We start from the raw sequence: 15,241 nt of genomic DNA on the forward strand, positions 1-15,241 counted from the left end.
TCAGAGCGGCTTCTTTTCCGACTTCGATTCGTAGCGCTTCGACCACTCCGTCAGGATGCGCTCGCGGTTGGCGGCGGCCCAGTTGAAGTCGTTCTTGGCAAGCAGCTTCTCGACATCGCCCGGCACGAACTCGAGCTTCTCCTGGATGCCAGGCAGCGCGAGCACGGCGAAGTTCTTGGCGTACAGCTCGTTGGCCTGCTTCGTCACGGCCCAGTCGGCCAGCGCCTTGGCGGCTTCCTGCTTCTTGCTGGTCTTGATGATGCCGGTGGCTTCCATGTCCCAGCCCAGGCCTTCCTTGGGCAGCACGATGTCGATGGGAGCGCCGTCGCGCTTGGTCTTGTTGGCGCGGTATTCGAAGGACATGCCGAGCGCAAACTCGCCGGCGCCGGCCTGGCGGCAGGGCTTGCTGCCCGACTGGCTGTAGATGCCGATGTTCTGGTGCAGCGCGTCCATGTACTTCCACGCCTTCTCTTCACCCATCATCTGGATCCAGCCCGACACCATCAGGTAGCCCGTGCCCGAGGCGGCGGGGTTGGGCATGGTGATCTGGCCCTTGTAGACCGGGTTGGTCAGGTCGGCCCAGCTGGTGGGCTTGGGCAGGTTCTTCTTCGTGGCTTCGGCGGTGTTGAAGCAGATGGCCGAGGACCACACGTCCATGCCGACCCACTTGGGCGGGTTGGCCGGATCGCGCATGTTGGCCTTGATGGCGTCCAGGCCCTTGGGCGCGTAGGGCTGGAGCATGCCTTCCTTGTCGAGCAGCATCAGCGAGGTGGCGGCCAGGCCCCACACCACGTCGGCCTGCGGGTTGGCCTTTTCGGCGAGCAGCTTGGCGGTGACGATGCCGGTGGAGTCGCGCACGAACTTCAGCTCGATGCTCGGGTTCTCCTTTTCGAAGGCAGCCTTGTAGGCCTGCACCTGGTCGGCTTCGAGCGCGGTGTAGACCAGCAGCTCGGTGCGGCCCTGGGCCGATGCGGCGAAGGCCAGCGAGAGCAGAGCGGCCGGCACGGCGGCCCAGCGGATGGAACGATGCAGCATGGACGGGGTTTCCTTGGGAGAAAGTGGAAAGAAGAAAGGACGCAGCGGGGGAGCAACCGGACGCGAATTCGAAAGTACGCAGATTCCGCCCGGCGACGAATGGGGGCGATGTTGGCAGCGGCATATGACAGAGATTTGTCAAAATGCCTCAAAAAAACTCAAATACCCAAAAATGCGCCGGAGAGTGACGATTCCCGGCAGTCCTGCCACGACAGCGTCATCCAGGTGTCACCGTGGCGCAGCAGACTCACGGACTTATTGCCTGTGCTTTCGCCCCGTCCGTTCGGTTTCACTTTCATGACACTCGACCTCGCCGAGATCGCCCGCCTGTTCGCCGAGCGCGGTGGAGTCGCATACGCGGGCGAACCGGTGTCGCAGCTCGAACATGCGCTGCAATGCGCCTGGCTCGCCGAACAGGCCGGCGCGAGCGACTCGCTGGTCACCGCGGCGCTGCTGCATGACCTGGGGCACCTGCTGATCGCCGAGCACCAGACGCTTTCGCACTCTCCTACAGAGCTGGGCATCGACGACCGGCACCAGTACATCGCCCTGCCCCTGCTGCGCGGCGTGTTCGACGTCGAGGTGCGCGAGCCGATCCGGCTGCACGTGGACGCCAAGCGCTACCTGTGCGCGACCCGGCCCGACTATTTCTCCAGGCTCTCGCCCGATTCGGTGCGCAGCCTCGCCCTGCAGGGCGGCGTGATGGACACCGAGGCGGCCCAGCGCTTCGCCTCCCACCAATGGTCCGGCGATGCGATCCGGCTGCGGCTGTGGGACGAGGAGGCGAAGATCGAGAAGCTGCAGACGCCGCCTCTGGCCCACTTCCTGACGACTGCAGCCAGGGTCATGCTGCGCTGACGAGTTCTTTTCGGGGCGTCCGGGCAGGTTCGCGGCCCGTTTCAGGCCGGTTTAAGAAACATTTGTCTACGATGGTCTCCTCAAGATGACCAGCGCCGCCCGGGCGCGTTCGAGGAAACCAGCATGTCCCCATCCATCACAGCTCGCGCGGGCTCGTTCATCCAGGTGCTGCGCCGCGTCTTCAGGCTTGCGGCGCCTTACTTCCAGTCCGAGGAGAAATGGCGCGCGCGGACCATGTTCGCCGCCATCGTCGCGCTCAACCTGGCGTACGTCTACGCGCTGGTGCTCTTCAACCAGTGGTACGGACGCTTCTACGACGGGCTGCAAAACAAGGACGTGACGGTGTTCTGGCGCGAGATCCGCGTGTTCGTCGTGCTGGCCTTCTTCAACATCGCGCTGCAGGTGCTCAAGTTCTATGTGACGCAGCTGCTCCAGTTGCGCTGGCGCGCCTGGATCACGCGCGACTATCTCGGCCGCTGGATGGCGGACCGCACCTTCTACGAGATGGAGCTGGCCCGCTATGCCGGCAAGGACGGCACGACGCCGGACAACCCGGACCAGCGCATCCAGGAAGACATGCAGTTGTTCACCAGCGCGACCATGACGCTGTCGATGGGCTTGCTGAACGCCGTGGTCACGCTCGTCAGCTTCGTCGGCATCCTCTGGGGACTCTCGGGAACGACGGAGCTCTCGCTGAACGGCACCACCTACCAGGTCGCGGGCGCGATGGTCTGGCTGGCGGTGGCCTACTGCGTGGTCGGCACGATCATCACCCACTACATCGGACGGCCGCTGATCGGGCTGAACTTCCGCCAGCAGCGCTTCGAGGCCGACTTCCGCCACCACCTCGTGCGCGTGCGCGAGTACAGCGAGGCGATCGCGCTCGACCGCGGCGAGAAGGTGGAGCATGGCCAGCTCGACCTGCGCTTCGGCTCCGTGCTGCGCAACTACCTGCAGCTCATCAAGCAGCAGAAGAATCTCGTGACCTTTACTGCGTTCTTCGGGCAGGCCGCTGTGATCTTCCCGTTCGTGGTCGCCGCGCCGCGCTTTTTCAGCGGCGCGATCCAGCTCGGCCAGCTGATGCAGATCTCGTCGGCCTTCGGCAAGGTGCAGGATTCGCTGAGCTGGTTCGTCGACAACTACGACAGCGTGGCCGTGTGGCGCGCCACGACCGACCGTCTCACCAGCTTCGACGATGCAATCCGCGCGCATGCCGCGCAGGAGAACGCCCTCGAGCGCAGCGATGCAGCCGGGCTTCATACCGACGGCCTCTCGCTGAACCTGCCGAACGGCACGCCGCTTCTGGCCAACGCGGCACTCACCGCGAAAGCCGGCGACAGCGTGCTCGTGCAAGGCCCCTCGGGCAGCGGCAAGTCGACCCTGTTCCGCGCCTTCGCGGGCATCTGGCCGTTCGCGCGCGGACGGGTGCAGGTGCCGGCCGATGCGATGTTCGTGCCGCAGCGGCCCTACATGCCGGACGGCCCGCTACGCGTTGCCCTGGCCTATCCGGAAGACGCCGCGAAATACGACGACGAACAGCTGCGCCGGGCGTTGAAGGACGCCCTGCTGCCCGAGTTCGCCAACCGGCTGGACGACAGCGATGCATGGAGCCAGAAGCTGTCGGGCGGCGAGCAGCAGCGGCTCGCCATCGCGCGCGTCCTGCTGAAGAAACCCCGCTGGGTCTTTGCCGACGAGATCAGCAGCGCACTGGATGCGCCGGCCGAGCGCACGCTGTACCAGCGGCTTTCGGAGATGGTGCGCGCGGGCGGCGGCGCGATGGTCTCGGTGGCCCATCGAGCGGCGGTGGGCGAGTTCCACAACCAGCGCTGGACGCTGGTGCCGGAAGCCGAGGGCGCCACGGCGCGCTACCGCGTGGAAGTCGTGGCGGCGCCGGCGGGCAGCGCAGCCGCGTAGCGCTCCCAGCCCTTCTTGCGCAGGTCGCAGGCAGGGCACTCGCCGCAGCCGTAGCCCCACGCATGGCGGTGCACGCGATCGCCGAGATAACAGGTGTGGGTTTCCTCCACGATCAGGTCGACCAGCGGCTCGCCGCCCAGGCGATGGGCCAGGCTCCAGGTCTCGGCCTTGTCGATCCACATCAGCGGCGTCTCGATGACGAGGCGGCGCTCCAGGCCGAGCGAGAGCGCGAGCTGCATCGCCTTCATGGTGTCGTCGCGGCAGTCGGGGTAGCCGGAGAAGTCGGTCTCGCAGACGCCGGTCACGATCACCTGCAGCCCGCGCCGGTAGGCCAGCGCGCCCGCGAGCGTGAGAAACAGCAGGTTGCGCCCGGGCACGAAGGTGTTGGGCAGGCCGTCGGCCTGCATCGCGAAGGCGACCTCCTCGGTGAGCGAGGAGCCGCCCAGCTGCGCCAGCGCGGCGAGCGTGAGCACGTGGTCCTCGCCCAGGCGGGGCGCCCAGTCGGGAAAGCGCTCGCGCATCTTCGCGAGGATGTTGCCGCGCACGTCGAGCTCCACACGGTGGCGCTGCCCGTAGTCGAAGCCCAAGGTTTCGACGCGCTGGTACTTCGAGAGCGCATCGGCGAGGCAGGTGGTCGAGTCCTGGCCGCCGGAAAACAGAACGAGGGCGGTGGTGTGCAGAGGCATATCCGTCAACGGCGGGGCCGCTGTAGTCCAAAGGCGCAATTTTCGCAGGCTGCGCGAGGCCGCGGATACGATCCCGCGCATGAGTGCCAAACACCTGGTTGCATGGGTCGTCACCCTGGCGGTGCTGCTGGCGCTCGACATGGTCTGGCTCGGCGTCGTGGCCAAGGACATGTACCAGCAGGGCATGGGCGGGCTGATGTCGCCGAACCCGCGGCTGGGCTTCGCGGCCGTGTTCTACCTGGCCTACCCCGTCGGCCTGCTGGTGTTCGCGATCGTGCCCGGCCTGCGAGCGGGAGGCACGATGCGGGCGGCGCTGATGGGCGGGCTGTTCGGCCTCTTCTGCTACGGCACCTACGACCTCACCAACCTGGCGGTGGTGCGCGACTGGCCGGTGGCGCTGTCGTTCATCGACATGGCCTGGGGCACGCTGGTGAGCGGCGCGGCGGCGGCGGCAGGTGCCACCGCATTGCACCGGTTCGCACGGCGCTGAAGGCGCGGCGGGATTCTTCTGCTAGAGGAAACGCTCGAGCAGCTTGCGCGAGGTACGGTCGAGCGTCTTCACGTCCGGAATGCGGAACTGCACGCCGTGCGCGCTCGCGATCAGCAGCGCGCCGCCCTCGAGCCGGCGGATGTCTTCCTCGGCCTTGAGCACGAAGCTGGTTTCGCCGCGATCGGTGCTGATGGTCCAGGTGCTCGGCACGCCGAAGCTGGACACGCCGTGCAGCTTCAGCAGCGTGGGCGCGAAGTCGCGCACCGCGAGGTCTTCCTCAAGCAGGGCCTTGGCCTGCGCCGGCAGCTGATCGACGCTGTCGATCCAGACCAGCTCGCGCCCTTCGCTGCCGACCATTGAAATGCCATGGCCGGGCGCGCTCAGCGGAAAGGCCCGCACGGGCACGACGCCGACATGGCGCTCGCCTTGTGCATCGGTCAGCACGAGGCGGCCGAAGGGATCGCGCTCCAGTTGAAAGTCGTTGTTGTTGTCGTTGGTCATGCGTCCCCCGCCGGATGGGCTGCGTGGGCGATGGCGACCGGCGCCTGCGCATTGGCGCGCTCGTTGGCCGCACCTTCGCTCGCGTCGTCGTCGCCCTGGCGCAATTGCGCCTGGTAGAGCCGCCAGTAGGCGCCCTGCTTCGCCATCAGGGCGTCGTGCGGCCCGACCTCGACCACCTCGCCGCGGTCCATGACCACGAGCCGGTCGGCCTTGCGCAGCGTCGACAGGCGGTGCGCGATGGCGATGGTGGTGCGGCCCTGCACGAGGTTGTCGAGCGCCTTCTGGATTTCCTTCTCGGTCTCGGTGTCCACGGCCGAGGTGGCCTCGTCGAGGATCAGGATGCGCGGGTCGATCAGCAGCGCGCGCGCGATGCTGATGCGCTGGCGCTCGCCGCCCGACAGGCCCTGCCCGCGCTCGCCCACCAGCGAGTCGTAGCCGTGCGGCAGGCGCAGGATGAAGTCGTGCGCATGCGCGGCGCGCGCGGCGGCGACGATTTCCTCGCGCGTGGCGTCGGGCTTGCCGTAGGCGATGTTCTGCGCGATGGTGCCGAAGAAAAGGAAAGGCTCCTGCAGCACCAGACCGACGTGGCGGCGGTAGTCAGCCACGGCGAAGCGGCGGATGTCGGTGCCGTCGACCTTGATGGCGCCGTCGGTCACGTCGTAGAAGCGGCAGATCAGGTTGACCAGCGTGCTCTTGCCCGAGCCGCTGTGGCCCACGAGGCCGATCATCTCGCCGGGCTCGATGGTCAGGTCGAGGTCGTGGATGACGGCGCGCGAGCCGTAGCGGAAGCCCAGCCCGCTCATGTCGATGCGACCCTGCACCCGCTCCACCTTCACCGGGTTGGCCGGTTCGGGCACGTTGCTCACGTGGTCGAGGATGTCGAAGATGCGCTTGGCGCCCGCCGCGGCCTTCTGCGTGACCGAGACGATGCGGCTCATGGAGTCGAGCCGGGTGTAGAAGCGGCCGATGTAGGCGATGAAGGCGGTGAGCACGCCCACCGTGATGCTGCCGCGCGCCACCTGCCAGATGCCGAAGGCCCAGACCACGAGCAGGCCGATTTCGGTGAGCAGCGACACGGTCGGGGTGAACAGCGACCAGGTGCGGTTGAGCTTGTCGTTGACCTGCAGGTTGTAGACGTTGGCCACGCGGAAGCGCTCGGCCTCGCGACGTTCCTGGGCGAAGGCCTTCACCACGCGGATGCCGGGGATGGTGTCGGCCAGCACGTTGGTCACTTCGGACCAGACGCGGTCGATCTTCTCGAAGCCGGTGCGCAGGCGGTCGCGCACGACGTGGATCATCCAGGCGATGAAGGGCAGCGGCACCAGCGTGACCACCGCCAGCAGCGGGTTGATGGAGATCAGGATGACCGCGGTCATCACGATCATCAGCACGTCGTTGGCGAAATCGAGGGCGTGCAGCGAGAGAAAGACGTTGATGCGGTCTGTTTCAGAGCCGATGCGCGCCATCAGGTCGCCGGTGCGCTTGCCGCCGAAATAGTCCAGCGGCAGGGTCAGCAGGTGCTCGTAGGTGGTGGTGCGCAGGTCGGCGCCGATGCGCTCGGACACCAGCGCCAGCAGGTAGGTGCGTGCCCAGCCCAGCCCCCAGCCGACCAGCGCCGCGATCAGCAGGCCGCCCAGGTACAGGCCGACGCGCATGGTGTCGATCTTCTGCCCGTTCTGGAACGGGATCAGGATGTCGTCCATCAGCGGGATGGTCAGGTACGGCGGCACCAGGGTGGCGGCCGTGGAGAACAGGGTCAGCAGAAACCCTGCGATCAACTGCTTGCGGTAGGGCTTGGCGAAGCGGCCGAGCCGCAGCAGGACCCATGTCGAGGGCGGGGTCTGGAGCTCGGTGTCGGCGGAATCCTCGCCGTCGGCCGTCTCGACGGCCTCGGGTGTCTCCTTGGAGACACCTGCCATGCGCTGGCCGAACAGCTTCAGCAACCGCAAGGCCGCAACCTGCCCGGCCAGGGTGTAGCGCCAGCGCGCGAGGCGGCCCGAGGGGCCCGTCAGATCGAGCGTTCCGACGCCCGAATGGTCGGAAAGGCGCAATTCCAAGGCCGCGTCGGTTAGCGGCCACTCACGCCAATCACCGCCAGGATCGAGCGAAATCAGCCTCCGGTCAGTCAAGGCGACTAGGCCGGAAGCGAAGCGAAGTTGGTCGTCGAGGTCAACCGTCAGTGTTACCAGAACGTTTTCCGCGACTGCGAGGCGGTTTTTGAGTACCGCTTCTGTTTCGCCCTCGCGGGTGCCGACTGGATCGTGATGTTGCATTGTGTTTCTTTGACTCTTGCCCGTCGCGGGCCTCATGGACCGCGTCATGGCGCCTCAAGTCGGGCGCCGATTCTGACTGATAGCCATGGGCGCACTTGAAGGCGCCGTGGTGCTCGGCCAAAGCACATCGAACGTTTGCATGACCCGTTTCGACGACATCCGACTGCTGCGCATCAATTATTTGCGCGGCCCCAACCTCTGGACCTACCGCCCGGTCCTCGAAGTCTGGCTCGACCTGGGCCAGCTCGAAGATTTCCCCTCCAACAAGATCGACGGCTTCACCGACCGCCTGACCGCCCTGCTGCCGGCGCTGATCGAGCACCACTGCGGCGTGGGCGAGCGCGGCGGCTTCATCCAGCGCCTGACCGAAGGCACCTGGTCGGGCCACGTGCTCGAGCACGTCGTCATCGAACTGCTGAACCTCGCGGGCATGCCGACCGGCTTCGGGCAAACCCGCAGCACCTCGGAGCACGGCGTCTACCGCATGGTGTTCCGCGCCCGTGACGAGCAGGTCGCCCGCGTGGCGCTGGCCGAGGGCCACCGCCTGCTGATGGCTGCCATCAACAACGACCCGTTCACCGCCGCCGACGTACAGAAGGCCGTCGACGCGGTCAAGGCCAAGGTCGAAGACTGCTACCTCGGCCCGAGCACCGCCGCCATCGTGGCAGCCGCCACCGACCGCGGCATTCCCCACATGCGGCTGAACAGCGGCAACCTGGTGCAGCTGGGCTACGGCGCCAACCAGCAGCGCATCTGGACCGCCGAGACCGACTACACCAGCGCCATCGGCGAATCGATCGCCAGCGACAAGGAGTTGACCAAGTCCCTGCTCGCGAGCTGCGGCGTGCCCGTGCCCGAAGGCCAGGTGGTCGCCGACGCCGAAAAGGCCTGGGAAGCCGCCGAGGACATCGGCCTGCCCGTGGTCGTGAAGCCGTCGGATGCCAACCACGGCCGCGGCGTCTCGCTCGAGCTGACGACCCGCGAGGAAGTCATGGCCGCCTTCGCGGTCGCCGAGCCCGAGGGCAGCGACGTGATGGTCGAGCGCTTCATCCGCGGCCACGAGCACCGCCTGCTGGTGGTGGGCGGCGAGGTGGTGGCGGCCGCGCGCGGCGAGATCATCACCGTGACCGGCGACGGCAAGGCCAGCGTGCGCGAGCTCATCGACAAGCAGCTCAACAGCGACCCGCGCCGCGGCGCCGAGGAAGAGTTCCCGCTCGACGTGATCGTGGTCGACACCGACGCCAAGCTGCAGCTCGAGCTCAAGCGCCAGGACCTGAACGCCGACGCCGTGCCCGCCGCCGGCCGCGTGGTCACGATCCAGCGCAACGGCAACATGGCCAACGACTGCACCGACCTGGTCCACCCCGAAGTCGCGCACGCCGCCGTGCTGGCCGCCCGCGTGGTGGGCCTGGACATCGCCGGCATCGACCTCGTGGCGCAGGACATTTCCAAGCCCCTCGGCCCGCAGGGCGGCGCGATCGTCGAAGTCAACGCCGGCCCCGGCCTGCTGATGCACCTGAAGCCGGCCGTCGGCTCGCCGCGCCCGGTGGGCCGCGCGATCTGCGACCACCTGTTCCCCAACGACGCGCCCGGGCGCATTCCCGTGGTCGGCGTGGCCGGCTCGCGCGACACCGCCGTGCTGGCACGCCTGGTGGCCTGGCTCATCAACCTGGGCGGCCGCCACACCGGCCTGGCCTGCCGCGACGGCCTGTTCCTCGAGCGCCGCCGCGTCGATGCGCGCGACAGCGCCAACTGGGAAGCCGGCCACCGCCTGCTCGTGAACCGCGCCGTGCAGGCCGTGGTGATCGAGAACGGCGCCGAGACCATCCTGCGCGACGGCCTCTCCTACGACCGCTGCGAAGTCGGCATCGTCACCGACCTCGAAGGCTCGGAAGCACTGGCTGATTACGACATCACCGAGAGCGACCAGATGGTCAAGGTGCTGCGCACGCAGGTCGACGTGGTGCTGCCCGAGGGCACGGCCGTGCTGAATGCCGCCGACCCGCGCGTGGCCGGCCTGGCGCCGCTGTGCGATGGCGCGGTCATCCTCTATTCGGCCGACGCGCAGGCTCCTGAACTCACTGCACATCAGACCGCCGGCGGCAAGGCCGTGCTCGTGCGGCAGGACCGCGTGGTGCTGGCCAACGGCAGCAGCGAATCGTTCCTGCCGGGCCTCGGCCGCCTGACCGTGTGGCGCGCCACCCATGCCGGCGTGAGCCTCGAGAGCCTGCTGGCCGCCGTGGCCGCGGCCTGGGCCATGGGCATTCCGCTGAACCTGATCGGCGCCGGCGTCGAAGCCTTCGAGGCCGACCTGCAGGCCGCGCTGGCCTCGCTGCAGCTCTCGCAGACCCAGCCTCTCCAACAACCCCAATTCGCCTGAGGCACCTTCGCCTCGCCAGATAGACAGCAGCAGCTCTCGCAGCCCCATGAAAGTCACCCGCACCCGAGCCCTTCGCGGGCCTAATCTCTGGAGCCGCCACACCGCCATCGAGGCGGTCGTGGCCTGCCAGGGCGACGAGAACGCCATCAGCAAGCTGGCCGGTTTCGAAGACCGCCTGCGCGCGCGCTTCCCCACCATCGGCGAACTGCACCCGATGGTGCTGGGCCAGCCGCTGGCGCTGGCGCACGTGCTGGAGAACGCCGCCGTCGCGCTGCAGGCCCAGGCCGGCTGTGCCGTCAACTTCGGCCACACCTCTCCCACGATGGAAGAAGGCGTCTATCAGGTCGTGTTCCAGTACAGCGAGGAGGCCGTGGGCCGCCGCGCCGCCGAACTGGCCGAGCAGCTGATCGCCGCCGCGCAGGCCGACACGCCCTTCGACGCCGAAGCCGCCATCGCCGAACTGCGCGACCTCGACGAATCCGAGCGCCTGGGCCCGAGCACCGGCTCCATCGTCGATGCAGCGGTTGCGCGCGGCATTCCGTACCGCCGCCTCACGCGCGGCAGCCTGGTTCAGTTCGGCTGGGGCTCCAAGCAGCGCCGCATCCAGGCCGCCGAGGTCGACAGCACCAGCGGCGTGGCCGAGTCGATCGCGCAAGATAAAGAACTGACCAAGCAGCTGCTCAACGCCGCCGGCGTGCCGGTGCCGCTGGGCCGCCCCGTGACGAGCGCCGAGGACGGCTGGGCCGCCGCCAACGAGATCGGCCTGCCGGTCGTGGTGAAGCCGCAGGACGGCAACCAGGGCAAGGGCGTCACGGTCAACATCAACTCGCGCGAAGAGCTGTTCGCGGCCTACGACTCGGCCGCCGTCTACGGCGAGGTGATGGTCGAGAAGTTCCTCCCCGGCTTCGACTTCCGCCTGCTGGTGGTGGGCGACCGCCTCGTGGCCGCCGCTCGCCGCGATCCGCCGCAGGTGATCGGCGACGGCAGCTCCACCGTGCGCCAGCTGGTCGACACGGTGAACCTCGACCCGCGCCGCGGCGAGGGCCACGCCACCTCGCTCACCAAGATCCGCCTGGACGACATCGCCATCGGCCGGCTCGAATCGCAGGGCCTCACGCCCGACAGCGTGCCCGCGCGCGGCCAGCGCGTGGTGCTGCGCAACAACGCGAACCTCTCCACCGGCGGTACCGCCACCGACGTGACCGACACCGTGCACCCCGAAGTCGCGGCGCGCGCCGTCGACGCGGCGCAGATGGTCGGCCTGCACATCTGCGGCGTCGACATGGTCTGCGAGAACGTGCTGCGCCCGCTCGAGGAGCAGCACGGCGGCGTGGTCGAAGTGAACGCCGCGCCCGGCCTGCGCATGCACATCTCGCCTTCCTTCGGCCGTGGCCGCGCGGTGGGCGAGGCGGTGATGGACACCCTCTTCGCCCACGGCGACGACGGCCGCGTCCCCGTGGTGGCCGTCACCGGCACCAACGGCAAGACCACCACCGCGCGCCTGATCAACCACCTGCTCGCGTCGAGCGGCCTGCGCACCGGCATGACCAACACCGACGGCGTGTACGTCGACGGCCGCCAGACCGACAGCGGCGACTGCAGCGGCCCCAAGAGCGCGCGCAACGTGCTGATGCACCCCGACGTCGACGCGGCCGTGTTCGAAGTGGCCCGCGGCGGCATCCTGCGCGAGGGCCTCGGCTTCGACCGCTGCCAGGTGGCGGTCGTCACCAACATCGGCAGCGGCGACCACCTGGGTCTGAACTACATCACCACCGTCGAAGACCTCGCGGTGCTCAAGCGCGTGATCGTGCGCAACGTGGCGCCCGATGGCTACGCGGTGCTCAACGCGGCCGACGTCAACGTCGCCGCCATGGCCGCCGGCTGCCCCGGCAACGTGATCTTCTTCACCGCCGACCGCATGCACCCGGTGATGGCCACGCACCGCGCTCAAGGCAAGCGCACCGTGTACGTCGACCAGGACACGCTGGTGGCCGCCGAAGGCTCGTGGCGCGAACGCATCGCGCTGCGCGACGTGCCCATCACGCGCGGCGGCAGCATCGGCTTCCAGGTCGACAACGTGATGGCCGCCGTGGCCGCGGCATGGGGCGTGGGCCTCGACTGGGACACCATCCGCAGCGGCCTCGCGAGCTTCATGAACGACGCGGCCGGCGTGCCCGGGCGCTTCAACGTCATGGACTACCGCGGCGCCACCGTGATCGCCGACTACGGCCACAACACCGACGCCATGCGCGCTCTGGTGTCGGCCGTGGACACCATGCCGGCGAAGAAGCGCTCGGTGGTGATCAGCGGCGCGGGCGACCGGCGCGACTCGGACATCCGCGACCAGACGGCCATCCTCGGCGAAGCCTTCGATGACGTGATCCTCTATCAGGACGCGGCCCAGCGCGGCCGTGCCGACGGTGAAGTCATGGCGCTGCTGCGCCAGGGCCTGCAGGGTGCGGCGCGCACGCGCTACGTCGACGAGATCCGCGGCGAGTTCGTGGCCATCGACGCCGCGCTGGCGCGCCTGCAGCCGGGCGACCTCTCGCTGATCCTCGTCGACCAGGTCGAGGAAGCGCTCGCTCACCTGGCCCAGCGCATCGCTGCCGGCTGAAGCCGGCCTTGCCGGACACGTCCCACAAGCAGGGGCGAGTCCGGCCCGGTCGGCGGCGTGCGGCTGTCCCACAGACCGCCGCCCACCGGCGACAGCACACTGAGGCTCCGGTCACGCACCCTCCCGGAGGGGCGTGCATTCACAGGAGCCCTCATGAGAACAAGCCTTCGTTCCATTCTTTCCGCCACGGCACTCTTCGCCGCCAGTGGCTTCATCGTCTTCGGCGCGCAGACGGCCAGCGCGCAGGCGCCGGGCAGCGATGCCCGCATGCAGAAGGAGCGCGCCACCTGCGACGGCGTGCAACAGGACCGCGCAGCCTGCCTGCGCGAAGCCGGCGCCGCACGCCAGGAAGCCGGGCGCGGCGGCCTCACCAGCCCCAGCCCCGCGCGGGAACAGGTCAACGCCCTCGCCCGCTGCGGCGAGTTGCCCGCCGCCGAGCAGCCCGACTGCGAAGCCCGCATCAAGGGCGGCTCGCGCACCACCACCGAAGGCAGCGTGATGGGCGGCGGCGTGATCCGCGAGACCGTGACGCCCCTGCCCCCGCAGACCGTGCCCGCACCCGCACGCTGAGCGATGAATGCGAACCCGGCCTGCGCCGGGCGCTCCAACCTTTCCCTGGTTTTCCAGCTCACCTCAAGGAGTCATCCATGAAAAGCAACACCCGTTCGATGCTCTTCACAATGCTCGCTGCCGGCGCACTGACAGCCACCACCGCCGCTTTCGCGGCTCCGCCGGCCCGCGGGGACGCCCCCGGCATCTATCAACAGGAGCTGGCCGTCTGCGGCCACAACCAGCAGGACCGCGCAGCCTGCATCCGCGAAGCAGGAGCGGCACGCCAGGCGGCCGCGCGCGGCGGCCTCACGAGCGCCCCCGACTACCGTGCCAACGCACTCGCGCGCTGCGGCCTGCAGCAGCCGGCCGATCGCCCCGCATGCGAGGCTCGCGTGCTCGGCAGCATGGGCAACACCACGACCAACGTGGACGGCAGCGTGATGGGTGGCGGGCTGATCCGCGAATCGGTCACCACCACCATGGTGCCGGTGGCGCCTGCGCCCATGGAACCGCAGCCGATGCCGATGCCCATGCCACGGCCGATGCCGGCTCCGATCCGCTGACCTGACAGGTTTTTTGCACCAGGGGCATTGCCATTTCCACGGAGATGGCGATGCCCCTATTGTCATATTTCTGTCATAAAAGGCTGCGACATGCTAGCTATAGTTCCCGCTCTCTGCCCACCGAGGAACCCTTTCTCATGAATGCCATCAAGGTCGCTCGCCGATTCATCGAAACGGACCCGGCCAACGAATCGGCCAAGATCCTGGCCCAGCTCGTGTTGGCTCTCGAGTCCGAACGCAGCTTCGAACTGATTACCCTCTACGACCTCGACTACAAGAGCTTCCAGCTCGCAATGGACATCCTGAAGGAGTGGCGGCTCGACCGCTACTACGCCAGCAAGTCCAAGCTGTTCGACCTGTCGCTGCAAGTCAGCGAACTCGAAAAGAACTCCACCGCCTCCTGAACCCCGGCGACTCCGGGCGCCCCGCCCGGTATTCCCTCTCCCCGCCGCCCTACTTCCCCCAGCGCAACACCATCGGATCGAGCCGCTTCGCGGTCTCGATCAGCCCGGCACGCGTGTCGGGGTGCATGGCCGGCAGTGGATGGCGCGGCGCCTCGCAGGCGATCACGCCGCCCTCCTTCATCAGCGACTTGCAGGCCAGCAGGCCTGCCTGGCGGTTCTCGTAGTTGATGAGCGGCAGCCACTGCTGGTACAGCGCGAAGGCCTTCTCGCGGTCGCCCGAGCGGTGCGCCTCGATGATCGGCCGGATGCCGTCCGGATAGCCCCCGCCCGTCATCGACCCGGTCGCGCCGGCGTCGAGGTCGGGCATCAGCGTGATGGCTTCCTCGCCGTCCCATGGTCCCTCGATGGCATCGCCGCCGAGACGGATCAGCTCGCGCAGCTTCGAGGCCGCACCCGCCGTCTCGATCTTGAAATACGCCACCTGCTCGATCTCCTTCGCCATGCGCGCGAGGAACGGCGCCGACAGCACCGTGCCGCTCGCCGGCGCGTCCTGGATCATGATGGGAATGCCCACCGCGTCCGACAGCCGCGCATAAAACTCGAAGATCTGCGGCTCCGGCACGCGGAACGTCGCGCCGTGGTACGGCGGCATCACCATCAGCATCGCGGCGCCCATGTCCTGCGCGCGGCGGCTGCGTTCGGCGCACACCTTGGTGCTGTAGTGCGTGGTGGTCACGATCACCGGCACGCGGCCCTTCACGTGTTCGAGGATGGTTCGAGTGAGCACCTCGCGCTCCTCGTCGGACAGCACGAACTGCTCGGAGAAGTTCGCCAATATGCACAGGCCGTCCGAGCCTGCATCGATCATGAAATCGACGCAACGCTTCTGGCTCTCGAGATCGAGCGCGCCCTGTTCGGTGAAGGTGGTGGGCACCACCGGGAAGATGCCGCGGTATCTGGGGGTCATGGTG

General features: G+C 68.2%; 13 protein-coding genes. 8 read left to right on the top strand and 5 right to left on the bottom strand.

What is annotated here, in order from left to right:
* Positions 1-1,035: a putative 2-aminoethylphosphonate ABC transporter substrate-binding protein gene (locus BMY35_RS07960; protein ID WP_093196688.1), complete on the bottom strand. Its 1,035-nt coding sequence runs from the start codon at positions 1,033-1,035 to the stop codon at positions 1-3.
* A 297-nt stretch (positions 1,036-1,332) separates the two neighbouring features.
* On the opposite strand from BMY35_RS07960, the gene BMY35_RS07965 reads away from it, so the two are divergent.
* Together BMY35_RS07965 and BMY35_RS07970 are read left to right on the top strand one after the other, a co-directional pair.
* Positions 1,333-1,893 (top strand): phosphonate degradation HD-domain oxygenase, encoded by a 561-nt coding sequence (locus BMY35_RS07965; protein WP_093197224.1) that lies wholly within the window; start codon positions 1,333-1,335, stop codon positions 1,891-1,893.
* Positions 1,894-2,016: 123 nt separating this feature from the next.
* Positions 2,017-3,807, top strand: a complete 1,791-nt coding sequence (locus tag BMY35_RS07970) for an ABC transporter ATP-binding protein/permease (RefSeq protein ID WP_093196690.1) — start codon at positions 2,017-2,019, stop codon at positions 3,805-3,807.
* Here BMY35_RS07970 and queC read toward each other — a convergent pair.
* The gene (gene queC / locus BMY35_RS07975) at positions 3,759-4,493 is read right to left on the bottom strand and encodes a 7-cyano-7-deazaguanine synthase QueC (protein WP_093196691.1); all 735 of its coding nucleotides are present in this window, start codon (positions 4,491-4,493) and stop codon (positions 3,759-3,761) included. The genes BMY35_RS07970 and queC overlap by 49 nt on opposite strands.
* Before the next feature lie 79 nt (positions 4,494-4,572).
* Between queC and BMY35_RS07980 the strand changes: the two genes are divergently transcribed.
* The gene (locus tag BMY35_RS07980; RefSeq protein WP_093196693.1) at positions 4,573-4,983 is read left to right on the top strand and encodes a DUF2177 family protein; all 411 of its coding nucleotides are present in this window, start codon (positions 4,573-4,575) and stop codon (positions 4,981-4,983) included.
* Positions 4,984-5,004: 21 nt separating this feature from the next.
* On the opposite strand, the gene BMY35_RS07985 is transcribed toward BMY35_RS07980, so the two are convergent.
* Both BMY35_RS07985 and BMY35_RS07990 read right to left on the bottom strand, forming a co-directional pair.
* Positions 5,005-5,484: a cyanophycin metabolism-associated DUF1854 family protein gene (locus tag BMY35_RS07985; RefSeq protein WP_093196695.1), complete on the bottom strand. Its 480-nt coding sequence runs from the start codon at positions 5,482-5,484 to the stop codon at positions 5,005-5,007.
* Positions 5,481-7,757: a cyanophycin metabolism-associated ABC transporter gene (locus tag BMY35_RS07990; protein ID WP_093196697.1), complete on the bottom strand. Its 2,277-nt coding sequence runs from the start codon at positions 7,755-7,757 to the stop codon at positions 5,481-5,483. Before BMY35_RS07990 ends, BMY35_RS07985 begins: the two co-directional genes overlap by 4 nt.
* A gap of 85 nt (positions 7,758-7,842) precedes the next feature.
* Between BMY35_RS07990 and cphA (BMY35_RS07995) the strand changes: the two genes are divergently transcribed.
* The 5 genes from cphA (BMY35_RS07995) to BMY35_RS08015 all read left to right on the top strand — a co-directional run bounded on the left by cphA (BMY35_RS07995) (position 7,843) and on the right by BMY35_RS08015 (position 14,270).
* On the top strand, positions 7,843-10,137 hold the full coding sequence (cphA, locus tag BMY35_RS07995) for a cyanophycin synthetase (protein ID WP_093196699.1): 2,295 nt from the start codon (positions 7,843-7,845) through the stop codon (positions 10,135-10,137).
* A gap of 46 nt (positions 10,138-10,183) precedes the next feature.
* Positions 10,184-12,751 carry a cyanophycin synthetase gene (gene cphA, locus BMY35_RS08000; protein ID WP_093196701.1) on the top strand — a complete coding sequence of 856 codons (2,568 nt, stop codon included), beginning with the start codon at positions 10,184-10,186 and terminating at the stop codon, positions 12,749-12,751.
* 153 nt (positions 12,752-12,904) lie between these two features.
* Positions 12,905-13,321, top strand: a complete 417-nt coding sequence (locus BMY35_RS08005; protein WP_093196703.1) for a hypothetical protein — start codon at positions 12,905-12,907, stop codon at positions 13,319-13,321.
* A 77-nt stretch (positions 13,322-13,398) separates the two neighbouring features.
* Positions 13,399-13,866 (top strand): hypothetical protein, encoded by a 468-nt coding sequence (locus tag BMY35_RS08010; RefSeq protein WP_093196705.1) that lies wholly within the window; start codon positions 13,399-13,401, stop codon positions 13,864-13,866.
* Between the two features lie 137 nt (positions 13,867-14,003).
* Positions 14,004-14,270 carry a hypothetical protein gene (locus BMY35_RS08015; protein ID WP_093196707.1) on the top strand — a complete coding sequence of 89 codons (267 nt, stop codon included), beginning with the start codon at positions 14,004-14,006 and terminating at the stop codon, positions 14,268-14,270.
* 49 nt (positions 14,271-14,319) lie between these two features.
* On the opposite strand, the gene BMY35_RS08020 is transcribed toward BMY35_RS08015, so the two are convergent.
* Complete coding sequence (locus BMY35_RS08020) at positions 14,320-15,237, bottom strand: dihydrodipicolinate synthase family protein (RefSeq protein WP_093196709.1); 918 nt, start codon at positions 15,235-15,237, stop codon at positions 14,320-14,322.
* Between the last annotated feature and the right edge of the window lie 4 nt (positions 15,238-15,241).

Origin of the sequence: Variovorax sp. YR750 (assembly GCF_900109805.1) — a bacterium.
Classification (GTDB): Bacteria; Pseudomonadota; Gammaproteobacteria; order Burkholderiales; family Burkholderiaceae_C; genus Variovorax; species Variovorax gossypii.